Source organism: Dietzia sp. B32, from assembly GCF_024732245.1.
In the GTDB taxonomy this organism is placed as follows: domain Bacteria; phylum Actinomycetota; class Actinomycetes; order Mycobacteriales; family Mycobacteriaceae; genus Dietzia.
Window position 1 is genome coordinate 1,945,230 of record NZ_CP093845.1, and the last position, 24,264, is coordinate 1,969,493.

26 protein-coding genes are annotated in these 24,264 nt (G+C 70.1%); 15 read left to right on the forward strand and 11 right to left on the reverse strand.

Annotated features, from left to right (window positions below):
• Complete coding sequence (locus tag L8M95_RS09290) at positions 1 to 411, forward strand: PPOX class F420-dependent oxidoreductase (protein WP_260485864.1); 411 nt, start codon at positions 1 to 3, stop codon at positions 409 to 411.
• Positions 412 to 472: 61 nt separating this feature from the next.
• On the opposite strand, the gene L8M95_RS09295 is transcribed toward L8M95_RS09290, so the two are convergent.
• The 5 genes from L8M95_RS09295 to L8M95_RS09315 are packed head-to-tail and all read right to left on the reverse strand — an operon-like array spanning position 473 to position 5,851.
• Positions 473 to 1,201, reverse strand: a complete 729-nt coding sequence (locus L8M95_RS09295; RefSeq protein ID WP_260485865.1) for an ABC transporter ATP-binding protein — start codon at positions 1,199 to 1,201, stop codon at positions 473 to 475.
• A complete protein-coding gene (locus L8M95_RS09300) occupies positions 1,177 to 2,052 on the reverse strand; it encodes an ABC transporter permease (protein ID WP_260485866.1) in 876 nt (291 codons plus the stop codon). Before L8M95_RS09300 ends, L8M95_RS09295 begins: the two co-directional genes overlap by 25 nt.
• A 15-nt stretch (positions 2,053 to 2,067) precedes the next feature.
• Positions 2,068 to 3,405 (reverse strand): MFS transporter, encoded by a 1,338-nt coding sequence (locus L8M95_RS09305; RefSeq protein ID WP_260485867.1) that lies wholly within the window; start codon positions 3,403 to 3,405, stop codon positions 2,068 to 2,070.
• Entirely contained in the window at positions 3,405 to 4,763 is a 1,359-nt protein-coding gene (locus L8M95_RS09310) for an LLM class flavin-dependent oxidoreductase (RefSeq protein ID WP_260485868.1), read from the reverse strand. The genes L8M95_RS09305 and L8M95_RS09310 overlap by 1 nt, the downstream gene beginning before the upstream one ends.
• Positions 4,764 to 4,789: 26 nt before the next feature.
• Positions 4,790 to 5,851, reverse strand: a complete 1,062-nt coding sequence (locus L8M95_RS09315; RefSeq protein ID WP_260485869.1) for an ABC transporter substrate-binding protein — start codon at positions 5,849 to 5,851, stop codon at positions 4,790 to 4,792.
• Between the two features lie 155 nt (positions 5,852 to 6,006).
• Here L8M95_RS09315 and L8M95_RS09320 point away from each other — a divergent pair, with 155 nt between their 5' ends.
• Positions 6,007 to 6,579 (forward strand): peroxidase-related enzyme, encoded by a 573-nt coding sequence (locus tag L8M95_RS09320; protein WP_260485870.1) that lies wholly within the window; start codon positions 6,007 to 6,009, stop codon positions 6,577 to 6,579.
• A 35-nt stretch (positions 6,580 to 6,614) separates the two neighbouring features.
• Here the strand turns inward: L8M95_RS09320 and L8M95_RS09325 are convergent, their stop codons facing one another.
• Positions 6,615 to 7,325 (reverse strand): superoxide dismutase family protein, encoded by a 711-nt coding sequence (locus L8M95_RS09325; RefSeq protein ID WP_260485871.1) that lies wholly within the window; start codon positions 7,323 to 7,325, stop codon positions 6,615 to 6,617.
• A gap of 444 nt (positions 7,326 to 7,769) precedes the next feature.
• Between L8M95_RS09325 and L8M95_RS09330 the strand changes: the two genes are divergently transcribed.
• The 9 genes from L8M95_RS09330 (at position 7,770) to L8M95_RS09370 (ending at position 15,493) form a co-directional block, all read left to right on the forward strand.
• Positions 7,770 to 8,000: a Flp family type IVb pilin gene (locus tag L8M95_RS09330; protein ID WP_260485872.1), complete on the forward strand. Its 231-nt coding sequence runs from the start codon at positions 7,770 to 7,772 to the stop codon at positions 7,998 to 8,000.
• Between the two features lie 117 nt (positions 8,001 to 8,117).
• Positions 8,118 to 8,507, forward strand: a complete 390-nt coding sequence (locus L8M95_RS09335; RefSeq protein WP_260485873.1) for a TadE/TadG family type IV pilus assembly protein — start codon at positions 8,118 to 8,120, stop codon at positions 8,505 to 8,507.
• The gene (locus L8M95_RS09340) at positions 8,495 to 9,439 is read left to right on the forward strand and encodes a pilus assembly protein TadG-related protein (RefSeq protein ID WP_260485874.1); all 945 of its coding nucleotides are present in this window, start codon (positions 8,495 to 8,497) and stop codon (positions 9,437 to 9,439) included. The genes L8M95_RS09335 and L8M95_RS09340 overlap by 13 nt, the downstream gene beginning before the upstream one ends.
• Before the next feature lie 10 nt (positions 9,440 to 9,449).
• Positions 9,450 to 10,169: a Flp pilus assembly protein CpaB gene (locus L8M95_RS09345; protein ID WP_260485875.1), complete on the forward strand. Its 720-nt coding sequence runs from the start codon at positions 9,450 to 9,452 to the stop codon at positions 10,167 to 10,169.
• Complete coding sequence (locus tag L8M95_RS09350; RefSeq protein ID WP_260485876.1) at positions 10,169 to 11,401, forward strand: AAA family ATPase; 1,233 nt, start codon at positions 10,169 to 10,171, stop codon at positions 11,399 to 11,401. The genes L8M95_RS09345 and L8M95_RS09350 overlap by 1 nt, the downstream gene beginning before the upstream one ends.
• Positions 11,398 to 12,909 carry a CpaF family protein gene (locus L8M95_RS09355; protein ID WP_260485877.1) on the forward strand — a complete coding sequence of 504 codons (1,512 nt, stop codon included), beginning with the start codon at positions 11,398 to 11,400 and terminating at the stop codon, positions 12,907 to 12,909. The genes L8M95_RS09350 and L8M95_RS09355 overlap by 4 nt, the downstream gene beginning before the upstream one ends.
• Positions 12,906 to 13,850, forward strand: coding sequence for a type II secretion system F family protein (locus L8M95_RS09360; RefSeq protein ID WP_260485878.1), 945 nt, complete (start codon positions 12,906 to 12,908; stop codon positions 13,848 to 13,850). The genes L8M95_RS09355 and L8M95_RS09360 overlap by 4 nt, the downstream gene beginning before the upstream one ends.
• Positions 13,851 to 13,935: 85 nt before the next feature.
• Entirely contained in the window at positions 13,936 to 14,838 is a 903-nt protein-coding gene (locus L8M95_RS09365; RefSeq protein WP_260485879.1) for a type II secretion system F family protein, read from the forward strand.
• A 1-nt stretch (position 14,839) separates the two neighbouring features.
• Positions 14,840 to 15,493, forward strand: a complete 654-nt coding sequence (locus L8M95_RS09370; protein ID WP_260485880.1) for an A24 family peptidase — start codon at positions 14,840 to 14,842, stop codon at positions 15,491 to 15,493.
• On the opposite strand, the gene L8M95_RS09375 is transcribed toward L8M95_RS09370, so the two are convergent.
• The 4 genes from L8M95_RS09375 to L8M95_RS09390 form a co-directional block, all read right to left on the reverse strand.
• The gene (locus tag L8M95_RS09375) at positions 15,457 to 16,359 is read right to left on the reverse strand and encodes a tryptophan-rich sensory protein (protein WP_396118616.1); all 903 of its coding nucleotides are present in this window, start codon (positions 16,357 to 16,359) and stop codon (positions 15,457 to 15,459) included. The two genes, L8M95_RS09370 and L8M95_RS09375, sit on opposite strands and share 37 nt — an antisense overlap.
• 225 nt (positions 16,360 to 16,584) lie before the next feature.
• Positions 16,585 to 18,936, reverse strand: a complete 2,352-nt coding sequence (locus tag L8M95_RS09380; protein WP_396119781.1) for a cation-translocating P-type ATPase — start codon at positions 18,934 to 18,936, stop codon at positions 16,585 to 16,587.
• A 73-nt stretch (positions 18,937 to 19,009) separates the two neighbouring features.
• Complete coding sequence (locus L8M95_RS09385; protein ID WP_260485883.1) at positions 19,010 to 19,225, reverse strand: heavy-metal-associated domain-containing protein; 216 nt, start codon at positions 19,223 to 19,225, stop codon at positions 19,010 to 19,012.
• A 68-nt stretch (positions 19,226 to 19,293) separates the two neighbouring features.
• Positions 19,294 to 19,584, reverse strand: a complete 291-nt coding sequence (locus tag L8M95_RS09390; protein WP_260485884.1) for a metal-sensitive transcriptional regulator — start codon at positions 19,582 to 19,584, stop codon at positions 19,294 to 19,296.
• Positions 19,585 to 19,742: 158 nt separating this feature from the next.
• On the opposite strand from L8M95_RS09390, the gene L8M95_RS09395 reads away from it, so the two are divergent.
• The 4 genes from L8M95_RS09395 to L8M95_RS09410 are packed head-to-tail and all read left to right on the forward strand — an operon-like array spanning position 19,743 to position 23,537.
• A complete protein-coding gene (locus L8M95_RS09395) occupies positions 19,743 to 20,216 on the forward strand; it encodes a DUF4383 domain-containing protein (RefSeq protein ID WP_260485885.1) in 474 nt (157 codons plus the stop codon).
• Positions 20,203 to 22,611, forward strand: a complete 2,409-nt coding sequence (locus L8M95_RS09400; RefSeq protein WP_260485886.1) for a molybdopterin oxidoreductase family protein — start codon at positions 20,203 to 20,205, stop codon at positions 22,609 to 22,611. The genes L8M95_RS09395 and L8M95_RS09400 overlap by 14 nt, the downstream gene beginning before the upstream one ends.
• Positions 22,608 to 23,090 (forward strand): hypothetical protein, encoded by a 483-nt coding sequence (locus tag L8M95_RS09405; RefSeq protein ID WP_260485887.1) that lies wholly within the window; start codon positions 22,608 to 22,610, stop codon positions 23,088 to 23,090. The genes L8M95_RS09400 and L8M95_RS09405 overlap by 4 nt, the downstream gene beginning before the upstream one ends.
• Positions 23,091 to 23,108: 18 nt before the next feature.
• A complete protein-coding gene (locus tag L8M95_RS09410; RefSeq protein ID WP_260485888.1) occupies positions 23,109 to 23,537 on the forward strand; it encodes a ChaB family protein in 429 nt (142 codons plus the stop codon).
• Positions 23,538 to 23,608: 71 nt separating this feature from the next.
• On the opposite strand, the gene L8M95_RS09415 is transcribed toward L8M95_RS09410, so the two are convergent.
• Positions 23,609 to 24,163 carry a hypothetical protein gene (locus tag L8M95_RS09415; RefSeq protein WP_260485889.1) on the reverse strand — a complete coding sequence of 185 codons (555 nt, stop codon included), beginning with the start codon at positions 24,161 to 24,163 and terminating at the stop codon, positions 23,609 to 23,611.
• Between the last annotated feature and the right edge of the window lie 101 nt (positions 24,164 to 24,264).

Below are 24,264 nucleotides of genomic sequence, written 5' to 3' on the forward strand. Positions count from 1 at the left end.
GTGACCGACTCGCCCCTGGACGACGACACCCGCGCCCTGCTGCTCGCGCCCAACCCGGCCGTCATGGCGACGCTGCGCAAGGACGGCTCCCCGGTCACCGTGCCGACCTGGTACCGACTCGTGGAGGGCGACCGGATCCACCTCAACCTCGATGCCGGCCGGGTGCGGCTGCAACACCTGCGCCGCGACCCGCGGGTGGCGCTGTCCGTCATCGCGTCCGAGGACTGGTACACCCACGCGAGCATCCAGGGGCGGGTCGTGGAGATCGCCGATGACCCGGACCTGTCCGGCATCGACGCCCTGAGCACGCACTACACCGGCGAGCCGTACCCGGTGCGCGACCGCGCCCGCGTGGACGCGTGGGTGGAGATCGAGCACGTCCACGTGTGGGGTCAGCTCCGCGAGTCCTGATCCGGACGCCCCGGGCCGGCCGGCTCGTCCGCGTCGGCCGAGCCGGCCGGTCCGGAGCTGTTCAGACCGCGTGCGCGGCCTCGACACCGAGCGCGGCGAGGAGCGCCTCGCGATAGGCGGCGTGCTCGGTCGCGCGCTCCGCGCGGCCCTCGGACAGGACCACGTCCACGTCCTGGGCGATCCGGCCCCCGTCGAGCACCACCACGCGGTCGGCCAGGGTGATGGCCTCGTCCACGTCGTGCGTCACCAGCAGCACGGCGGGCCGGTGCACCCGGCACAACTCGAGCAGCAACGCGTGCATCCGGATACGGGTCAACGCGTCCAGGGCGCCGAAGGGCTCGTCGGCCAGCAGTAGCTCGGGGCCCCGGACCAGCGAGCGGGCCAGCGAGACCCGCTGCTGCTCACCGCCGGACAGCTCCGACGGCCACGAGCGCTCCCGGCCCGCCAGACCGACCTCGGCCAGCGCCTCCGAGCCGCGGCGTCGCGTGTCGGGGCCGTCGAGGCCGAGCACCACGTTGTCGAGCACGCGGGACCACGGCAGGAGCCGCGAGTCCTGGAACACCACCGACCGGTTCTCGGGTACCTGCAGCTCCCCGGAACCGGGGACGCCCGCGTCCAGGCCGGCGATCGCTCTCAGCAGGGTCGATTTGCCGGAGCCGCTGCGTCCGAGCAGGGCGACGAACTCGCCGCGGCGGATGTCCAGATCGATGTCGTCGAGCACCACCCGTCCGTCGAATCCGCGGGTGAGTCCGCGGGCGCGGACGCTCAGCTCGCGATGGTCGTGCGCCATGACAGTGCCTTTCGCTCGAGGAGTCGGACCAGCAGGTCGGAGGTGGTTCCGAGGATGGCGTAGACCACCAGGCCCACGATGATCACGTCGGTCAGGCCGTAGTTGCGGGCCTGGTACATGAGGAAGCCGATCCCGCTGCTGGCGTTGACCTGCTCCACCACGACCAGTGAGGTCCAGGCGATGGTCACGGCCAGGCGCAGCCCCGAGATGAAACCGGGCAGCGCGCCGGGAACGGCCACGTGCCGCAGGAACCCGACCCGCGACAGACGCAACGACTCGGCCAGCTCGACGTGCCGGGCGTCCAGGCCGCGCAGGGCGGAGAAGGTGTTGATGTAGACGGGCACGAATACCGCCAGGGCGATGAGCAGGATCTTCATCTGCTCGCCGATGCCGAACCACACGATCGCCAGCGGGATGAGCGCGAGCGTGGGGATGGACCGCTTGATCTGCACCGGCCCGTCGATGAGGGCCTCGCCGATCCGGGTCAGGCCCGCGAGGGTCGCGAGCACCACCCCGAGCACGACGCCGAGCGCGCCGCCGACCAGCGCCCGCTGGACGGAGATCCACAGGTTGCTCTGCAGGCGCCCGTCGGCGATGAGCTCCCCGGCGGTCGTGACGACCGTCCACGGGGCGGACAGGGTCCGCGGATCGATGAGGCCGGTGGCCGACCCCACGGTCCAGATCGCCAGGAGCACGAGCGGCCCGATCGCCAGACCGAACCGGATCGGCGCGCCCGGCCCGAGCCGCGACCTGGCGGGCCTCGGTGCCAGGCGCCCGGCCGCCGGGGCCTCGTCCCCCGGCGTCCGCCCGGTCGGCCGGGCAGTGGCGGGGCGGTGCATGGTGAGCGTCATGAGGTCGTCCTCTCGTCAGGTGGTGGAGGAGATGGTGTCCGGCAGCGGCGGAACGGGGCAACGGTTGGCATCACGGTGATCGGATGTCGGCTCCCGGCTCGGCCCCTCCGCCGGCTGGCGGCTCGGCCCGACCGCCGGCTGGCGCCGGGGCAGATACCGCGGCACGACCCACGCGAACACCCCGGCGCCCACCACTGCCACCCCGCCGGTGGCCAGGCTCGCCGCGGCCAACCCGCCGAGCGCGGTGACCCCGGACAGGACCAGCGGCCCGGACAGCACCCCGAGGTCGTGGGCGACCCGCCACAGTCCGAGGAAGGCCACGCGGTCGCCCGGGGGCGCGAGGTCCGCCCCCAGGGTCATGAGCAGCCCGTTGCTCAGCCCGTTGGCCGCGCCCAGCACCACGGACACCGCCCCCACCGCGACCGGCCCGTGGGCCAGCGGCAGCAGCAGCGCACCCAGCGCGAACACGCTCGTCGAAGCGACCGCGACGGGAACCCGCCCGATGGTGTCCAGCGCTCGTCCCGCGGGCAGCGAGATCAGCAGGTCCATGGCGCCGCCGATGCCGAACACGACGCTCGTGGCCACGGCGTCCAGGCCCACGTGCGCGGCCCACAGCGGAAGGACCGTGGTGCGGCTGGTGCGGCACACCCCCAGCACCAACGCGCCGGCACCGACGCGGGTGAGGGGCTCGGCGTGGTCGACCGCCACCGCCCACACGCCGCTGCCGGTCTCGGCGCCACGGGCGGTGGCGTCGGGCACGATCATCATCAGCACGCCGGCCACGGCGATGGCCGCGGCCTGGATCCACAGCCCGCCGGCCGGACCGCTCACGGCGACCACGGCGGCGCCGACGAACGGGCCGATGAGCAGTCCCGCGCGCATCGACGCCGCGACCGCGGACAGCGCACGGCCGAGGTGGGCGTCGGCTGCGATCACGACCACGGAGTTCTGCCGGGCGACCATCGACACCGCCGCCGCGACGCCCACGAGCGCCACGCCGATCGAGATCCACACCGGGTCCCCGACCAGGGCGCTCAGCGCGGCGCCGCCGACCCCGACTCCCGTCGAGACGGCGACGGCCCGGCGCTCCCCCAGCCGGGAGATGATCCACCCCGACGGCACGTCGCCCAGCAACATGCCCAGGCCCGCCATGGCGGCCACGAGCCCGGCCTGCACCACCGACGCGCCGTGCTCGAGCGCGAGCAGCACCACGACCGGCGCGGCCGCACCCTGCCCCACCCCGTGCAGCAGCGACGGGACGAGCAGTGGCAGGACGAGCGCGCGCGGCAGGGCCGGGCCCCGGCGCTGCCGCCGGGGCCCGGCCGACCTCCCTCTCTCTGGCCTGTCCCCCACTAGGAGGCGGTGGAGCCGGCCAGCGGCTCGGCGGCGTAGCGGCTCTCGGGCCGCAGCAGGCCGTAGTGATCGCGCAGGGTGGTCCCCGAGTACTCGGTGCGGAACAGGCCCTTGTCCTGCAGGATCGGGACGACGCGCTCGGTGAACGCCTCCAGCCCCACCGGGTACACGGGCGGCATGATGTTGAACCCGTCCGCGGCGCCGGTGCGGAACCACGTCTCGATCACGGTGACGATCTGCTCGGCGGTCCCCGTGACGACGTTGTGCCCACGTGCACCGGCCAGCCGGTAGAGCAGCTCCCGCACGGTCGGCTTCTCCCGGAGGACGATCTTCGCCACCACGGACCTGCGGCTCTGGGTGGTGTCGGCCAGGTCGCCAAAGCCTTCGAACCACGACTGCGGGACCTCGTCGTCGTATCCCACCCCCGACAGGTCGATCCCGGTCAGCTTTCGCACCTGCTCGAGGCCGAAGGCGGGGATGGTGAGTTCGTTGAGTTCGCGCTCCAGGTCGCGGGCCTCGGCGGGCGAGTCGGCGATGAACGGGCTGAGCCCGGGCAGGACCTTGACGTGGTCCGGATTGCGGCCGGACTTGAGGGCGCGGGCCTTGATGTCCGCGTAGAAGGCCTGCGCGTCGCCGATGCGTTGGTGGGCGGTGAAGATGGCCTCGGCGTAGCGGCCCGCGAACTCCCGCCCGTCGTTGGACGAGCCGGCCTGGACCAGCACCGGGCGGCCCTGGGGGGACCGGGGCGAGTTCAGCGGGCCCCGCACGCGGAGGTGCTCGCCGCGCGCGTCGACGCGGTGGATCCGGTCGCCGTCGGCGTAGGTTCCGGCCTCCTTGTCGACGACGAGGGCGTCGTCCTCCCAGCTGTCCCACAGCCCGATGGCCGCCTCGACGAACTCGGTGGCCCGCGCGTACCGGTCGGCGGCCGGCGGGTGCTCGTCCAGCCCGAAGTTCGCGGCCGCGGCGTCGGTCGAGGTCGTCACGATGTTCCATCCGGCCCGGCCCCGGGAGAGGTGGTCGAGCGAGGAGAACAGGCGGGCGAGGTTGTAGGGCTCGTAGTAGGTGGTCGACGCGGTGGCGATGAGGCCGAGGTGGCTGGTGACGGAGGCCATCGCGGTGAGCGTGGTGATGGGCTCGAGGTGGTAGTCGGGCTTGAACCGGGCGTCCGAACGCAGGGCCGGGCCGTCGGCGAAGAACACCGCGTCGAGCTTGGCGGCCTCGGCCGTGCGGGCGAGTTCCTGGAAGTAGGTGATGTCGGTGATGCGCTCCGGGACCGCGGCCGGGTGGCGCCACGACGCCTCGTGGTGACCGGTCGGGTAGATGAACGCGTTGAGGCTGAGCTGGCGTGGCTGTGACATGGGGTTCTCTCCTGGGGTGGGCGGCGTCAGCTGCGGGTGCGGGAGGCTCCGACGGACGTCACGGCCTCTGCGACGACGGGGTCGAAGCGGCGGTCGACGCCCTCGGACGCCTCCACCGGTCGGGGCAGTCCGCCGACCGAGTCGAGCCCGGCGGCGATCGAGGCGATGACCTGCTCGACCTCGTCGAAGGTGGGGAAGGTGAACTCCCCCTGCGAGGCGAGGATCGCGTCGCCGTCCTCCTCGGTCAGCCCCTCGGACTCCACGACGTAGGAGCGGACCCACTCCTGCGGGTTCTCGTTGATCCACTGGTAGCTGCGCACCACGGCGGCCACGAACTCGGCGGCCGCGGCAGCGGTGGCGGGGTCGGACAGCGCCGTCTCGCTGGAGTACACGTACAGGTGCCCGGAGCCGAAGTCCTCGGTGAGCTCCTCGGGGACCTGGGAGCTGCCGGGGGTCTTGAGGTAGCGGGAGCGGACCGGCTGGCTCAGGGGCGCGGCGTCGATGACGCCGGAACGCAGGGCGTCGGGGAAGTCGGGCAGGCTCATGTGGACCAGCTCGACGTCCTCGGTGCCGAGCCCGGCTGCCTCGAGGAGGTTGAGCAGGAAGATCTGCTGCGTGGTGCCCTCGGCGTAGCCGAGTTTCCTGCCCTTGAGCTGCGACAGCTCGGTGACCTCGACGCCGGGGGCCAGCGCGAGCGCCACGGAGTTGTCGGTGGCTCCGGCGCCGATCACCTTGACGTCGTCGCCCGCGGCGAGGGCCTGGACCTCCAGGATGTCGCCGGCGTAGCCGATGTCGATCGCGTCGGCGCGGAACGCCTCCAGCACCGACGGCGCGCCCTGGAACGCGCCGAACTCCACCTCGAACGGGAGTTTGTCCAGTTCCCCGGACGCCTCGAGCGCCACGGTGAGCCGGTTCTGCTGGTCGGCCACGACGAGCGTGGTGCCCTCGGGGATCTCGGTGGGCAGTGGCGCGTCGGCCTCGATGCCGTCGGCGTCGCCGGAGCAGGCCGAGACGGCGGTGACCGCAGCCATCGCCATCGCGACGAGGGCGAGGCGACGGCGCGGGCGAGGGCTGGGACGTGGTGACATCTCTACTACTCCTGTAGGGCTGGCTCGTGTGAACGAGAGATGTCTACCAACGGGTGAGCGGGCGGGGGAACCTTAATTCGCATCGTGAACGGAACGGTCCCGAGCCGCTCTAGGGTGAGGTACTTCCCCTCACCCCCTGATCCCGGAGGCACCGGATGTCTGACCGCTACCCCCTCGCCGAGCTCGCCGACCTGCCCGATGACCTGCGTGAACGTATCCTGGCCGAGCAGGAGAAGGCCGGATTCGTTCCCGAGGTGTTCCTGATGTTCGGGCGCCGGCCGGCCGAGTCGCGGGCGTTCTTCGCGTACCACGACGCGCTGATGGACCGGGAGGGGAACCTGTCCAAGGCGGACAAGGAGATGATCGTGGTGACCATCTCCGGGCAGAACAACTGCCTGTTCTGTGTGGTGGCGCACGGGGCGATCCTGCGGATCGTCAAGAAGGCCCCGATGATCGCCGACCAGCTGGCGGTGAACTACCGCAAGGCCGATCTCACGCCGCGCGAGCGGGCGATCTGCGACTTCGCCACGAAGGTCAATCTGCACTCCGACGAGCTGGGCGACGCCGACTTCGCGGCGCTGCGCGAGCACGGTCTGGACGACGAGGACGCGTGGGACATCGCCGCCATCACCGGCCTGTTCGGGCTGAGTAACCGGCTGGCGAACGCGACCGACATGCGGCCGAACCCGGAGTTCTACCTCATGGGCCGGGTGCCGCGGCAGAAGTAGCCCGGCCCCGACCCCAACCGCGGCGCGGGGCCGCGTCAGTTCTGCTCGGTGACCACACCGCAGGCGGCGCGGCTCCCGCCATCGCCGGCCTTCTTGGTGTCCTCGTCCGGCCCGCCGGGCGCGTAGCGCTCCGGGATGTTGGCGAGGTTGTCCGAGTTCTCGTGGACCATGACGGCCGATCCGTCCTCGTCCAGCAGCAGGTCGCGGTCGAGCCGGTCGGTGAAGGTGACGATCCGGGCGGAACCGTCCTCCGTTACGTAGAGAGTGGGCAGGTCACCGGCATGTTCGGGGTGGCCGGCCTCGCCGTCCGGCCCGGCCAGGTGGCCGCCTGCCGAGAGGAACGCCCCGCGTTCGCCCGGCTCGGAGGGGTTCTCGCTGTCGGGTTCGCAGAGGCCCGCGCCGTGGATGTGGAGGCCGTGGAAGCCGGGTGTCAGGTCGGTGGCGTTGACGGTGACGAGCGTGCCGCCGTCGGTCTCAGCGAACTCCGCCGTGCCGCGGGGTTCACCTCCCGCGTTCACCAGTTCGGCGGTCGCAAAGACGTCGCCCCCGCTCGCACCGGCACCGTTCTCGGTATTGGTCGTCTCGGCCGTCGTGACAGTCGTCTGGGATTCGACATCGCCCTGGGCAGCCGGCGAATCCTCCCCAGTTCCGCATGAAGCCAGCAACAGGGCGGCTGCGCCAAGAGCGGCGAAAGCAGAGCTTTTTCTTCCGCTCAGTCGGGCGGCGGACACGGTGCGTGCGGTCATCGGAACCTCCTCGAACGGCGTCGTGGTGGTGACGGTACCGATGCGCATGCTCGGCGCAACCGCCTTGAGCCACACGACTTCTCGCGGCGCGCTTCGATGCGGTCTGCGGTACCACAAAGTAAGGATCCCCTTGGCATTGCGAGCTGGCGTTTTGTTGATTAGCCAACACCGGAGTAGGACAACCGACTTGACAGCCCCGTCGACCACTCCCGCGGGCGGCCCGAGACCGGTTGAGCTGGAGCGAGTTTCAGGGACGGCGCTGTGCGCGCAGCAGCCGGTCGAAGACGACTGTGAAGTTCGTTACGCAATTTTGTCTGAACGCTTGCTAAACCTGAGAGCGAGATGCATACTCTTCTCAGTCCCCGCACAGATTCCTCTGGCTCCCCGCGGGGCGTCCCTCCCCCTCGAGCCTCAGGCTCATTCCCTCGCAAGAAAGGGTTCATCATGAACCAGGTCTATGCCCTCATGGTCACTTTCCAGGCGTTCCTCGACGACCGCTTCGAGAACCGCAAGGACCGCGGCGCCACCGCCGTTGAGTACGGCCTGATGGTCGGACTGATCGCCGTTGTCATCATCGTGGCCGTCATCGCCCTCGGCGACAACTTGAACGAGATGTTCACGGGAGTGAACGACGCACTTCCCGTCGGCGAAGACGACGGCGAAGGCGGCGCGTAAGTCTCAAGTGCGCCCTCCGGCGCGGCGGTCAATCTGACGCCGCGCCGGGGGGCCTCAACCGACTTCGACCCACTCGTCCCAACCAGTTCCCAACTCCCGACACCCTCAGGCGCCGCAATGTTCACGCCCTCACGTGACCGCGGAGCAACCGCAGTTGAATTCGCCCTCGTACTGCCGATACTTCTCCTTCTAGTCATTGGCATCCTCGAATTCGGCCGGGCGTACCACGTTCAGACCACCCTCTCCAACGCAGCTCGCGATGGCGTCAGGGTGATGGCGCTGCAGGACAGCGCCACCGCTGCACGTGCGACCGCCAAAGACTCCGCCTCCGGTCTCTCCCTCACCGACTCGATGATCGATGTCACCCCCTCCCGCTGCACCTCGGATACAACGGCTCCCGGCCAAGTCGCGGTCACGATCAGTTACCCATTCACGCTGGTTTCCGGGTTCCTCCCCCTCGACGACTTCACCCTCACAGGCAGGGGGACCATGCGATGCTTCGGCTGAGTGACGACCGTGGCGCGGTTGCTGTCATCGTCGCCATCCTCATGGTTCCGCTCATCGGGTTCGCCGCAATCTCCCTCGATATCGCGGCCGCACACGCCGAAAAGCAGCAACTTCAGACCGGCGCCGACGCCGCTGCACTGGCCATTGCCCAGGACTGCGCCCGCAAAGCCTGCGGTTCTCCGAACACAACTGCCCAAACCTTCGCGAGCGAGAACAGCAACTCCGGCAACGCCGTCGCCAGCGTCCCGACGATTCCCTCCGCCTCGACGGGAAGGGTAACCGTGCACAACTCTGCGGTTCGCGAGCACTCGTTCGCGCCAATCTTCGGAATCGATCGCACAGCACTCACAGCGACTTCCAGCGCGGGGTGGGGCGGCCCGACCGGCGGCACGGCGGCGCTTCCGCTCATCATCTCGCTGTGCGATTTCAACAAGTTCTCCCTCGGCGGGGTTCCGTCAGGAGTTGAACAGACGATCGTCACAACACCGGCCGGGACCTGTTCGGGTACGGGTAACGGCTCCCCGACCCTCCTTCCCGGAGGATTCGGGTGGCTGGAGACCGATGAGAAGAAGAGCTGCTACACCACCACGCGAATCAACACGAAGGCCTATAGCGAGCCCGGCAACAACCCGGGCCAATGCGACCTCTCGACGATTCGCGGAAAGACCATCCTCATACCGCTCTTCGACGAGGCTGACTCCACCACTTCCGGCGGCAACGGCCGTGGCGCCTGGTACGAGGTCTACGGCTACGCGGCGTTCCACGTTACCGGGTACTACTTCTCCGGCCAGAGCTGGAATCCGCCGTGTGACAAGAACCAACGGTGCATCCGCGGCTACTTCACCTCGATGGTGAACACGGACCCCGACTTCACCTACGGCCCGGACGCGCCAAACCTCGGCACATCCGCCGTCTACCTACTACCTGACTAGTGAGAGACCAATGAACCGACGTCTCGTCTCGGCTATTGCAGCCGGCGTGCTCGCGCTCCTCGGCGCAGTACTGCTCGTCAGTTACGTGAACAACGCGGACAGTCGCGCGATGGCGAACATGGATCCCATCGAGGTCCTGGTGGTGTCCGCACCCATTGCCGAGGGCACTCCGTCGGAGGAGATCGCCGCCTCGGTGACTACCCAGCGCCTGCCCCGGGCGGCGGTCGGGCCCGACCCGGTCCGTTCGCTCGCCGAGGTGGCCAGCCGAGTCGCCGCGACCGATCTGCAGCCCGGGGAGCAGCTCTTAAGCGCCCGGTTTGTCACCAGGCAGTCGCTGGAACGCTTCGGCGGAATCCCCGTGCCCGAGGGGTACCACTCAGTGACCATCTCGCTTGGCGCACCGCAGATCGTCGGCGGCACCATCACTCCCGGGGACACTGTCGGCGTATTCATCACCGTCGGCGACGGGAGGACTCGCCTCATCCTCCGAAAAATCCTTGTGACCCGCGTCCAAGGCGGGCTTGGCGCGACCCAGCCGAACGAAGGGGTCGAGAACCCCGACGCTGCCCCGGTGCCCGACGGCGGCGCGATGATCACCATGGCGCTCACCACCGATCAGTCACTGACCGTCGTCCACGCTGCCAAATTCTCGAATATCTGGCTCTCGCTCGAAGACGCGACCGTCCCGCAGGACGGCACCCCCAAGGTCGATATGAGGAACTTCTCCTGATGAGCCGCATACTTCTCGCTTCCGATTCCGCCGATCTTCGCGGACTGATCGCCACCGCGACCGGCGAACCGGTCTCGGTGATCGCCGGAGCCCCGCTGCCCGCCGGCCCGTCGCAGTTGTTCCAGCAGCTCGGTTCGGGTATCGCCATCCCCCAGGTCGTCGTGATCGACACCGCCGCAGGCCGCAACGAGGCGCTGCAGCTCTCGTCCCGCCTCGCCGCCGAGTGCCCCGGCATGGCCGTGGTGCTGGTGAGCGATCACCCGGACGCCTTCGCCCTGGCCGCCCTGCGGGCTGGCGCGTGCGACGTGGTGCACCTCGACGCCGATGTCGCCGAGATTGCAGCGGTGCTCGGTCGCGCCGCACAGGTCGCCGCCACTACCGCACCCCAGGGGCCAGGTGACCCCGCCATGAACGGCAGCGCCAGCACGCGCGGCCGCGTCATCAGCGTGGTCTCCCCCAAGGGCGGGGTCGGCAAGACGACGGTCGCCACCAACCTGGCGGTGGGCCTGGCCCGCTCCGCCCCGAACTCGACGGTCCTCGTGGACCTGGACGTGCAGTTCGGCGACGTGGCCAGCGCACTCAACCTCGACCCCGAGCACACCCTTCTCGATGTGGTCCGCGGCCCGGCCGTCAAGGACTCGATGGTCCTCAAGACCTTCCTCACCCAGCACCAGACCGGCCTCTACACCGTGTGCGCGCCGGCGTCCCCCGCCGACGCCGACGACATCACCTCCGCCGACGTGGCCCAGCTGCTGAAGACCCTGGCCTCGGAGTTCCGCTACGTCGTGGTGGACACCGCCCCCGGACTGGACGACCACGCGCTCGCCGCGATCGACCAGGCCGACGAGCTGGTCCTCCTCACCAGTCTCGACGTGCCGGGCGTCCGGGGCCTGCGCAAGGAGATGGCCATCCTGCGCGACCTGGCCCTGGACTTCGACAAACGACACATCCTGGTGAACTTCGCCGACCCGCGCAGCGGGCTGACCAAGGCCGACGCCGAAGCCACCATCGGCACCGGAGTCGACCTGGTCCTCCCCCGCAGCAAGGCCGTGCCCGTCTCCGTCAACCAGGGCCTGCCCCTCCTGCAGAGCGACACCCGCGACCCCATGACCAAGCAGCTGCGCAAACTGGTCGACCAGTTCACCCCGGCGCCCATGCGCCCCACCCAGACCGCCGTGCCCCTCACCATGGGAGGCCGGCACCGACTCCGTAGGAAGCGGGTGAAGGCATGAGCCTGTCCGATCGCCTCCGCGCCGCGCGCGTCGCCACCGGCACGACCCTCACCGACGCGCCCCCGACCGAGGCCGCCGCGCCGGTCCCCGCCGCCACGGACCCGACGTCGTCCGTGGCCACCGCCACCTCGATGGCGACGACGACGAGGTCGGCCGCTGCGGGCACCACGCAATCTCTCGCGTCCGCGAGCGGTCCCCTCACCGACGACCCGACCGCCGATCCGCTGATCGCCCTCAAGGAACGCGCGGCCACCGCACTGTTCGAGCGCATCGGCGCTCGGCTGAACAACCCCTCGCTCACCGAGGACCAGCTCCACACCATGGTCCGCGCCGAGCTCAACAAGGTCGTCGAGGACGAGACCGTCCCGCTGACCGGGGACCAGCGCCAGCGCCTCATCACCGACGTCCAGGCCGACGTCCTGGGTCACGGCCCGCTCGAGAAGTTGCTCGAGGACCCGGACATCACCGAGATCATGGTCAACGGTCCCGACATGATCTTCGTCGAGCGCGCCGGTCAGATCACCCGACACCCCTCGCGATTCACCTCCGAGGACCACCTGCGGCAGGTGATCGAGCGGATCGTCTCCCGCATCGGCCGCCGCGTCGACGAGTCGTCCCCGCTGGTCGATGCCCGCCTCGCGGACGGCTCCCGCGTCAACGCGGTGATCCCTCCCCTGGCCGTCAACGGCTCCTCGCTGACGATCCGGAAATTCTCCAAGGACCCGTACCAGGTCCATGACCTCATCCGCTTCGGCACCATCACCCCCGAGATGGCCGAGGTTCTGCAGGCCTGCGTGCAGGCACGACTCAACATCATCGTCTCCGGCGGCACCGGATCCGGTAAGACCACCCTGCTCAACGTCCTGTCCTCGTTCATCCCCGAGGGCGAGCGGATCGTCACCATCGAGGACGCCGTCGAGCTCCAGCTGCAGCAGGACCACGTGGTCCGGCTCGAGTCCCGACCCGCGAACATCGAGGGCCGCGGGGAGATCACCATCCGTGAACTCGTCCGGAACTCCCTGCGTATGCGTCCCGACCGCATCGTGGTGGGCGAGGTCCGCGGTGGCGAGACCCTCGACATGCTCCAGGCGATGAACACCGGCCACGACGGCTCACTCTCCACCGTCCACTCCAATTCGCCACGTGACGCCATCGCCCGCCTGGAGACGCTGGTGCTCATGGCGGGCATGGACCTGCCGCTACGGGCCATCCGGGAGCAGATCGCCTCCGCCGTCGACGTCATCATCCAGCTCACCCGCCTCCGCGACGGAACCCGCCGCATCACCGCCGTCACCGAGGTCCAGGGCATGGAGGGGCAGACGGTCACCCTGCAGGACGCGTTCTTGTTCGACTACTCCGCCGGCGTCGGTCCCGACGGCAAGTTCCTCGGCAAGCCCGTCGCCACCGGGGTGCGCCCGCGGTTCACCGACCGGTTCACCGAACTCGGCATCACCCTGTCCCCCCGCGTGTTCGGGGCCACCACCGACGGAGCGGGGTCGATCCGATGACCGCGTCGCTGTTCTCTCCCGCTGCCTTCGGGCTCGCCGCCGTCACCCTGGCCATCGCCGTCCTCACCTTTCTGGCGCTCGCCCCCGCACGCGGCCACATCCCGCGCGAGCGCCGGAGGCCCGACCAGCCCGACGGCCCCGGCCTGCTGAATCGCACCGCCACCGCGCTCACCGAGGCGATCGACTCGCTCCTGCGCCGCCGCGGGACCACCGGAGCCGGCCAGCTCGAACGCGCCGGCGTCCGCATGGGGCTCCAGGACTACGTCTTCCTCGTCGTCGTCGCCACGATCGTCGCCTTCGCCCTGGGACTGATCCTCATCGGGCCACTGATGGGCGTGTTCCTCGCCCTCCTCGCCCCCGCGGGCGGATACATCCTGCTCCAGGTCCTCGCCGCCCGCCGACGCGCCGCGTTCGCGGACCAGCTCGATGACTCCCTGCAGCTCATGGCCAGCAGCCTGCGCGCCGGACACAGCCTCCTGCAGGCACTGGCCTCCGTGGCCCGCGAGGCCGAACAGCCGACCTCCGAGGAGTTCGCTCGGATCATCAACGAGACCCGCGTCGGTCGCGAGCTCGCGCCGGCGCTGGAGGAGACCGCGAACCGGATGGGTAGCCAGGACTTCGTCTGGGTCACCCAGGCGATCGCCATCAACCGCGAGGTCGGAGGCAACCTCGCCGAGGTCCTCGACGGCGTCGGCCACACCATCCGCGAACGCAACCAGATCCGCCGACAGGTCCAGGCACTCGCCGCCGAGGGCAAGCTCTCCGCCTACGTCCTCATGGCACTGCCGTTCGGCATCGGCGGATTCCTGTTCATCTCCAACCCCTCGTACATCGGCGTGCTCACCCAGAGCCCGCTGGGCTGGGGGATGATCGCCGCCGGAGTGGTGATGCTCATCATCGGCGGGATCTGGTTGAGCAAGGTCGTGCGCATCAAATTCTGACCCGGAGCCCGGCCCCGGGCCCCGTATCCCTCTCGTCTCCCCTCCCCTCCCCCTCTGCCCGTCTCCGCGAAAGGAGGCCCCCGCGATGCCGCTGACCGCCGCGTTGGCCGTGTTCGTCCTGACCGCCTCCGTGTTCCTGCTGGCCTTCGCCGTCTTCGCCGGCCGGGACACCGTCCGGGCGCGCACCGTCGCCAACCTCCGCCGCGGGACCGACGACGGATTCGCCTCCGCCGTCGACCTGACCGGTGTTGACGACGACGACTCCCGCAGCCGCATGTACGAGGTCGCCCGCCGACTGACGCCGGTCGGCACCATCCGCAGGCTCGAGAAGCTGTCCATCCGCGCCGGTCGGCCCCGCGGCTGGTCCATCCAACGGCTCGTCGTGGCCAAGATCGTCCTGCCCCTGGCCGTGGTGCTGCTGGGCCTCATGCTGTTGCGTGCCAATCCGGAGCCGCTGCTGCTCCTGCTCATGCTGGGGACCGCGGTCGTCTGCTACTTCCTGCCCGAGCTCCTCCTGCAGAGCCGCGGCCAGGAGCGCAACGACGAGATCGCGCTCGAGCTGGCCGACACCCTCGACCAGATGACCATCGCGGTGGAGGCCGGGCTCGGCTTCGACGCCGCCATGGCCCGCGCCGGGCGCAACGGCACCGGCCCGCTCGCGCAGGAGCTCATCCGCACGCTGCAGGAGATCCAGGTGGGCCAGCTCCGCCGGACCGCCTACGAGCAGCTGGCCATCCGCACCGACGTGCCCGACCTGCGCCGGTTCATCCGCGCGATCATCCAGGCCGACGCCTACGGCATCTCCGTGGCCGACGTGCTGCGCACGCAGGCGTCCGAGATGCGGCTCAAGCGGCGGCAGCGCGCCGAGGAGAAGGCGCAACAGGTGCCGGTCAAGGTGATCTTCCCGCTCCTCACGTGCATCCTGCCCGTACTGTTCATCGTGCTGCTCGGTCCCACCGCGATCAACATGATGGAGGCGTTCTCCTGACATGCTCTTCGTGATCGCCGCGGCCTCGGCCGTCGTGGCCGGTGTGGCCGCGGCGGTGCTCGGGCGATGGATGCGCTCGGTCGCCGGGTCGGACTCGCGGTGGCTGCGCTGCGGCCTGCACGTTGTGCTGGCGGCGGCCGGAGGGTTCGGTGCCGCGCATCTGGCCCTGGGCTGGGCGGACCTGGTGACGTTCCTCGTCCTGGCCGTGGCCTGCGCGCTGCTGGTGCCGATCGACCTGGCGGTGTTCCGCCTGCCGGATGCGCTGGTCCTGCCGCTGTACCCGGTGGTGTTCCTCGGTTTGGCGGTGACGGCCGCGATGTTCGACGAGTGGGGCTCGTTCGGCCGGGCCGCCGCGGCGGCGGCCGCGCTGTTCGCGTTCTACTTCGTGCTGGCGCTCATCAACCCGTCCGGACTCGGCCTGGGGGACGTCAAGCTCTCCGGCGTGCTCGGCGCGTTCCTCGGCTGGTTCGGCTGGCCCGCCGTGCTCGCGGGGACGTTGGCCGCGTTCGTCATCAACGCCGCGGTCGCGCTCGTGCTCCTGGCCGCGGGTCGGGTGGGGGCCAAGAGCGGCATCGCGTTCGGCCCGGCCATGGTGATCGGCGCGGTCGTCGGCGCCGCCTACTGGGCCGTGCGCTCGGCGGCGTTGGCGGGCTGAGCCGCGCGCGGCTGCCGCGTGCGGACCGTGAGTCGCCGGGCGAGGGCAACGACGACCACCACGACGGACGCGATCGCCGCCGTCCACACCAGGGCCGCCGATTCGTGCTCGCCCGAGGTGCGGCCGTACGCAACCCACGCCAAGCCCCACGCGGTGGCCAGCGCCGGCGGGATCCGCCCGCCGCTGAGGAGCGCGGTCGCCACGCCCACGGCGGCGGCCACGATGATGCCGACGATCCCGAACGGCACCTCGGTCACCACGTCGACGCCTTCGCTCGCGAGCCACGCGTAGGTATTGGCGAAGAACGCCACCGATACCCAGCCGAGGTACAGGCCGAACGTGCCGTCGGTGACCACGGTCTCGGGCACCCCGCCGATGCGCGGCGCCCCGAGGATGAACATGATGCGGATGAGCACCGCGAGCAGCAGCACGATCACCAGCACGGATCCCAGGATCAGCTCCATCTGGACCGCCCAGATCCACGCGGCGTTGAGCAGCACCGAGGCCAGGGCCCACGGCCGCAGCGCCGCCTGCCGGACCGAGCGGCGGGCCACCGGCGTGAGCTGCCAGAGGGCGTATGCGGCGAGCCCGAGGTAGATCACGCTCCAGATGCTGAACGCCGACCCGGCGGGCGCGACCGGCGTGGCGTCGGCGGACAGGACCCCGCCGGCGGCCTCGGCGATCGGCGTCCCGCCCAGCGCTCCGCTGCCGATGAAGGCGGCCACGATCGCGGCGGCGGTCCCCAGCAGGGTGATGATGGGCAGCGCCCAGCCGGTCGGGGCGGGCAGGTCGCCGGGGCCGGCGGCGTCGGCGGGCCCGCCCGGCAGCCCGGCGTGCCGCTGTCCCGTCGCACGGGCGTCTGTCACACGGGCGTCTGTCGCGTGGTTGTCGCTCGAGGGGGTCGTGTGAGAGCTCATAACTCCACCCAACCACGCATCTGCAGATGGTGCAGCCGGTGTCGGGGCTCGCCCCGACCGCCCCGAGCCGCGAAATCGGCTACTCCGAATCGGGATCGGCGAGCCCAATTGGACTAGCCGATGCCGATTCGGAGTAGCGGATCTGGAGGGGAGGGGCCGGCCGAGCGGGATCGGTCAGACGGTCGCGCGGAACCTCCGCAGGCGCAGGCTGTTGGCCACCACGAACACCGAGGAGAACGCCATCGCGGCGCCCGCGATCATCGGGTTGAGCAGCCCGGCCGCGGCCAGCGGGAGCGCCGCGACGTTGTAGGCGAACGCCCAGAACAGGTTGCCCCGGATGGTGCCGAGCGTGCTCCGCGAGAGTCGGATCGCGTCGGCCGCCGAGCGGAGGTCCCCGCGCACCAGCGTGAGGTCGGAGGCCTCGATCGCCGCGTCGGTACCGGTGCCGATCGCCAGGCCCAGGTCGGCGGTGGCCAGGGCGGCAGCATCATTGACGCCGTCGCCGACCATCGCCACCACGCGCCCCTCTGCCTGCAGCCGGCGGACCACGTCGACCTTGTCGGCCGGCATAACCTCGGAGATCACCGTCTGCGGTCCTGGATCGATGCCGACCTCGGCAGCGACCGAGGCGGCCACCGCGGCGTTGTCCCCGGTGAGCAGGATCGGGGTGAGACCCAGCTCGCGGAACTTCTCGATGGCCTCGGCGGAGGAGTCCTTGATCTGGTCGGCCACCACGAGGACCCCGCGGGCCTTTCCGCCCCAGCCCACCGCGACAGCGGTCTGACCAGCCCGGGCGGCCTCGGCCAGGGCCGCCTCGAGCTCCTGCGTCAGCGGCATGTTCCGCTCAGCCAGTAGGGCGGGACGGCCCACGACGACCACCTCGTCGTCGTCGGCCCCGGAGGAACCATCGACAGCGGGTTCCGCGGCCGCGCGCCCGGGACCAGCGCCAACGCGCCCCGACACCCCCAGACCCTCGTGGTTGGCGAAGTCCGCTACGGCCGGCAGGTCGCGGACCTCCTCGCGGGCGCCGGCGGCGATGGCGCGGGCGATGGGGTGCTCGGAGGCGTCCTCTACGGCCCCGGCGCGGCGCAGCACCTCGGCGCGATCCTCACCGGCCGCGACAGTCGTAGAGACCAACGCGTGCTGACCGGTGGTGACGGTGCCGGTCTTGTCCAGGACGATCGTGTCGACCTTGCGGGTGGACTCCAGGACCTCGGGGCCCTTGATGAGGATGCCCAGCTGCGCGCCGCGGCCGGTGCCCACCATCAGGGCCATCGGCGTGGCCAGGCCGAGCGCACACGGGCAGGCGATGATGAGCACCGCCACGGCCGCGGTGAACGCCAGGGCGGCGCCGCCGCCGGTGAGCATCCAGAAGGCGAACGTCACCACGGCCAGCACCAGGACGACGGGGACGAAAATCCCGGAGATGCGGTCGGCGAGGCGCTGTGCGGCGGCCTTACCGGACTGGGCGTCCTCCACCATCTGCGCCATCTGCGCGAGCTGGGTGTCGGAGCCGACGCGGGTGGCGCGCACGGTCAGGCGGCCGCTGGCGTTGACGGTGCCGCCCACCACGACGTCGCCGGGGCCGACCTCGGCGGGAACGGACTCGCCGGTGACCATGGAGGTGTCGACCGCGGAGGCGCCGTCGACGATCTCGCCATCGGTGGCGATCTTCTCGCCGGGGCGGACGACGAACTCGTCGCCGACCTGCAGGTCCTCCACCGGGATGCGGGCCTCCACACGCCCGCCATCAACACCGGCGCGCAGCACGGAGACGTCCTTCGCACCGAGCTCGAGGAGCGACCGCAGCGCGGCGCCGGCGGAGCGCTTGGACCGGGCCTCGAAGTAGCGACCCAGCAGGATGAACGTGGTCACGCCCGCGGCGGCCTCGAGGTAGATGTCCCCGGCTCCGTCACTGGGAGAGAGGCTGAACTCGAATCCGTGCGTCATCCCCGGCATACCCGCGTGGCCGAAGAACAGGGCGTACAGCGACCACAGGAACGCCGCGGACGTACCGAGCGAGACGAGCGTGTCCATGGTGAACGCGCCGTGGCGCAGGTTGATCGCGGCGGCGCGGTGGAACGGCCACGCGCCCCACACGATGACCGGCGCGGCCAGCGTCAGGGACAGCCACTGCCAGTTGGTGAACTGCAGCGCCGGAATCATGGCCATGGCGATGACCGGGATCGACAGGACGGCGGAGACGAGGACGCGCTGACGCAGCTCGTCGACCCGGTCGGGGCCGGCGGTGTCGTCGGTGGCGTTGCCGGCGTGGCCGGTCGACTGTCCGCCGTCGGCCGCGGAACCGTCAGCGCCGGGCGCGGACGTGCGGGGCTGAGTGTTCCGGGGCTTCGGCAGCTGTGCGTGGTATCCGGCCTGCTCGACGGTGTCCAGCAGGAGCTGCGGCTGCAGCCCCTCGGGGATCTGCACGCGCGCCTTCTCGGTGGCGTAGTTGACCTCGGCGGTGACGTCGTCGAGCTTGTTGAGTTTGCGCTCGATCCGGTTGGCGCACGAGGCGCAGGTCATGCCCTCGATCTGCAGCTCGACGAACGTGGTGCCGGCGGTGGGCGCGGCGGACTTGCTGGTGGTCACGGTGTCCTCATCCCTCAGATGTGACGGTGTACCCGGCCTCGTCCACGGCGGCACGGACCGCCGCGGGATCGACCGGATCGGAGGAGACGGCGACGAGGCGACCCGACTCCAGATCGACCTCGACCTCCGTGACTCCCGAGATCTCCGAGACCTCCTCCTGCACGGAGGCGACGCAGTGGCCGCAGGTCATGCCGGAGACGGTGAAGGTTGCGGTGGCGGACATGGCGTTCTCCTCGTTCGGGTGGCGGGTGTGCGGTGACTGTCGGATCGCACGGTCGGTCGGCGCGGTGGTCAGGACCTGACCAGGCGGGCGATGGCGGCGTTGGCCTCGGCGAGCTTGGCCTCGGCCTCCTCCGGACTGCCGTTCCCGATGGCCCCGGCGACGCAGTGGCCGAGATGCTCCTCGAGCAGGCTCAGGGAGACGGACTGCAGGGCGCGGGTCATGGCGGAGACCTGCGTGAGGATGTCGATGCAGTACTTGTCCTCCTCGACCATCCGTTGCAGCCCGCGGGCCTGACCCTCGATGCGGCGCAGCCGCTTGAGGTGGTCCTCCTTGTGCGGGGCGTATCCGTGCTCAGCCATGCCGCATACGGTACCCCCCTAGGGTACCCACCGCAAGGGTGACGGCGTTCGCGATCGGCGCTGTGGCCCATCGGATCGGTTCCGAATCCGCCTCTTGGTGCCTATGGTCGGGGCGAGGCCACCCTCCGATGTCGATCAGTCGAGAAAGGAATGGACTCATGACCGACACGACCCGCACCGCTCGCCCGGCCCGGCCCCGCTCCCCCGTCCAGTACGCAGCCCTCGCCTTCGGCGTGGTGTTCCTGCTCGTGGGTATCGCCGGCTTCATCCCCGGGATCACCACCGCGTACGACACCATGCAGTTCGCCGGCCACCACTCCGAGGCCATGCTGTTGGGCCTGTTCCAGGTGTCGATCCTCCACAACATCGTCCACCTGCTTTACGGAGTCGTCGGCCTCCTGATGGCCCGCACCGCTTCGCAGGCCCGCATCTACCTACTGGCAGGCGGTGCCGTCTACCTGGTCCTGTGGATCTACGGCCTGGTGATCGGTCACGACTCGTCGGCCAACTTCGTGCCGCTCAACACGGCCGACAACTGGCTGCACTTCCTCCTGGGCATCGCCATGGTCGCCCTGTCCTTCCTCCACCGCCGGCAGCCGCGCAGAGCCTATGAGATCCATGACACCCGGTAGCGATTCGACGCCCGATCGGGTGGCTCGCCCTTGGGGCGAGCGCACCCCGTACGGCCCGGGCGAGCAGTGGCCCGTCCGGGTGGACACCCACCTGGCCGACGGAGTGGCCGAGGCGGATGTCGACCGGTGGGTGCAGTCCGCCTCGATCCTGCACTCCAACGGCGACGGGCTGGACATCGCGGTCGCCGGCGGCCGGATCTGCGGCGTACGCGGGCGCGCCGAGGACCGGGTCAATCGTGGCCGCCTGGGGGTCAAGGACCTCTACGGCTGGCAGGCGAATGCGTCGCCGGACCGTCTGACCCGTCCCTTGGTGCGTGAGAACGGCGTGCTGGTGGAGACCGACTGGGACACGGCGATGGATCGGATCGTCGGACGCACCACCGAGTTGCTGGACGAGCAGGGCCCCAGCGCGATCGGTTTCTACACCTCCGGCCAGCTCTTCGCCGAGGAGTACTACACCCTCGGCGTGATCGCCCACGGTGGCATCGGCACCAACCATGTCGACGGCAACACCCGGTTGTGCACGGCGACGGCCGCGGCGGCACTCAAGGCGTCCTTCGGCTGTGACGGCCAACCCGGGTCGTACGCCGACATCGACCACGCGGACGTCATCTGCCTCTACGGACACAACATGGCCGAGACGCAGAGTGTGGCCTGGATGCGGATCCTGGACCGGCTCGCCGGGGACGACCCGCCCGCGATCCTGTGCGTGGACCCCCGCCCCACCCCGGTCGCCGAGCACGCCACCATCCACCTGACCCCGAGGCCCGGCACCAACCTGGCGCTGATGAACGGCCTGATCCACGAACTACTCGAGGCCGGCCATGTCGACCACGACTACGTGGACCGGCACACGGTCGGATATTCGTCACTGGCCGAGCAGGTCGCCGACTACCCGCCGGAGCGGGTGGCCGAGATCTGTGACGTGCCGGTCGAGCAGATCCGCGAGGCCGCCCGGCTCATCGGGGGCGCGCAGCGGCTGATGTCCACGGTGCTGCAGGGCTTCTACCAGTCCAACCAGGCCACCGCGGCCGCCGTGCAGGTCAACAACATCCACCTGCTGCGCGGGATGCTCGGGCGACCCGGGTGCGGCGTGCTGCAGATGAACGGCCAGCCCACCGCCCAGAACACCCGTGAGTGTGGCGCCGACGGCGACCTGGCGGCCTTCCGGAACTGGTCCAACACCTCGCACGTGCAGGACCTGGCCCGGGTGTGGAACGTCGATCCCATGGACATCCCGCATTACACGGCACCTACCCACGCCATGCAGATGATGCGCTACGTCGAGGACGGTTCGATCCGGCTGCTGTGGGTCAGCGGCACCAACCCGGCCGTCTCCCTGCCGGAACTGCGTCGCATCCGCTCGATCCTGTCCCAGGAGCGACTCACCCTGGTGGTGCAGGACATCTTCCTCACCGAGACCGCCAGGCTCGCCGACGTCGTCCTGCCGGCCGCCACATGGGGCGAGAAGACCGGCACGTTCACCAACACCGACCGGACCGTGCACCTGTCGGAGAAGGCCGTCGATCCGCCCGGCCAGGCCAGGGCCGACCTGGACATCTTCATCGACTTCGCCCACCGCCTGGGACTCAAGGACAAGGACGGCGAGCCGCTAATCAAGTGGCACCACCCCGAATCCGCCTTCGAGGCGTGGAAAGACTGCACCGCCGGCCGGCCGTGCGACTACACCGGACTGACCTACGACAAGCTGCGCGGCGGCTCCGGTATCCAGTGGCCGTGCAACGACGAGAACCCCGACGGTACCGAGCGCCTCTACTCCGACGGCAGATTCTGGGCCGACCCGGACTACTGCGAGAACTACGGACGCGACCTGATCACCGGAGCCCCCAAGGACGCCACCGAATACAAAGCGATGAACCCGGAGGGCAAGGCGATGCTCAAGGGCGCGGAATACCTCCCCGCGCACGAACCGCCCGACGAGCAGTACCCCCTGCAGCTGATCACGGGCCGGACCATCTACCACTTCCACACCCGCACCAAGACCGGCAGAGCCCCCGAGCTGCAGGCCGCCGCCCCGCAGGTGTGGGTGGAGATCTGCGCCGCCGACGCCGCGGCCGCCGGGATCACCGAGCGAGACCTCACTGAGATCTCCACCCCCCGCGGACGAGTACGGGCGGCCGCCCGGATCACCGGAATTCGGCCAGGGGTGATCTTCCTGCCGTTCCACTACGGCTACTGGGACGCCAGCGAGGGCACCGGCCCCGAGGCGGGCGCACCAGGGACGGCAGCCAATGAGCTGACCGCCACGGACTGGGATCCCGCGTCCAAGCAGCCGATCTTCAAGACCGCCGCCGCACGCATCGCCCGGATCGCCGACCGCGACACCACCTCCCGTGGCCGCTCGACGCGCGCATCGACAGGAGGTCAGAGATGAAGATCGGGCCCGTTCTCCGCGAACTACACCGCTCCGAGGTCGAGCTCGCCCACAAACTGCTGCAGGTCTCCGAGCGCCACAAGGTCGATCACGAGATCTACCACGTCGCCCGCGATCTGGTGGGCTGGTCCCGCAGCCACCTCGTCGAGATCGCCCGGGTCGCCGGCGACTACGGCCAGGACCTCGACCCCGACCCCCGGCTGGAACTCGGACTGGACGAGCGGGCGCGGGAGAAGGGCAGCGAACTGCTCGGCAGACACCACACCCCGGAGCTGCTCCTGCTCGAGGACCTGCGGACCGTCTACATGGAGGCCTCCGGGGTCGCCATGGACTGGCTCCTCATCGCCCAGGCCGCTCAGGGCCTGCGGCACCGCGACCTCCTCGCGGTCGCGGAGAAATGCCGACCCCAGACCACGCGCCAGGCCACCTGGGCCCAGGCCAAACTCAAGGAAACCGCCACCCAGATCCTGGTGAGCTGACGACGGAGAGGAACCGCCATGCCGAAGACCGACAGCGACGGGAACGCGAAGGACAGCGAGCTGCCCTCGACGCTGCAGCGCAGCGACCAGAAGGCCAAGGACACCTTTGCCAAGACCTACGACTCGGCGGAGGAAGAATACGGCGACGAATCCCGTGTCGCGCGGACCGCCTGGAGCGCCGTCAAGCACACGCACGAGAAGGTGGGCGACCACTGGGAGCCCAAGGATGGCAAGGGTCCCTCGGATTCACGCTCGGAGAGCGGAGGTCCGAACCCCTCCGGCGAGTCGAAGGGCGGGGTGGACGCCAACGCCAGCAAGGACCACCTCTACGAGCAGGCGCAGAAGCTGGACATCGAGGGTCGCTCGGACATGACCAAGGACGAGCTCGTGGAGGCGCTGCGCAAAGCGAACGACAGGAAGACCGAGAAGAGTCGGGACGACTCGTGAGCCGGCAGGACGTATGACATGCCGATGGGCCCGGGTCGGCCCCGGGCCCATCGGGCAGTGGCTCCTTCTGATCAGTCGCGAGCCCGCAGCCTCGCCTCCGCACGATCCGGCAGCAGGTAGTCGGCCGTCATCGCCGCGATGGCGGAACCGATGATCACCAGGACGAATCCCACCGCGGCGACGTACGGGCCGTAGGTGACCGCCGCATCGAGGGGCAGCCCCGACAGGATCGGGTCAGAGGTCCCGGTCGAGCCGTAGAGCACGTAGACGAACCCGAGGTGGGCGACGAGGACCAGGACCGCGGTCGCCGCGTTGAGGATCGCGAAGATGCCCAGCCTGGCGACGAGCATGACCGCGGTGAGGAACAGGAGCCCGACCAGCCCGAGGAAGTTCACCGGGGTGATCTCCCGCAGACCGAGCACCTCGGGCAGCTCCAGACCCGAGAGGGACCGGCCGCCGCCGGACACCCAGGGCAGGTACAGGCTGAGCATGCCGATCGCCAGGCCGACGAAGGCCAGCGGAGCGCCGATCTTGCTCTGCACGATCGGCAGGGACCTCCTCCTGCCGACCGCCGCGTCATGCTCGGCGTTCGCGTGCCCGGAACCTGGGGTGGCGTGGATGGTCATGGCGATCGCCTTCCGTGAGCCCACACCCTCCGTGTGAGATACGTCACATACTATGTTGATGCGACAGCATCCGCTACCCCGGCGGGCTATGAGTTCCCTGA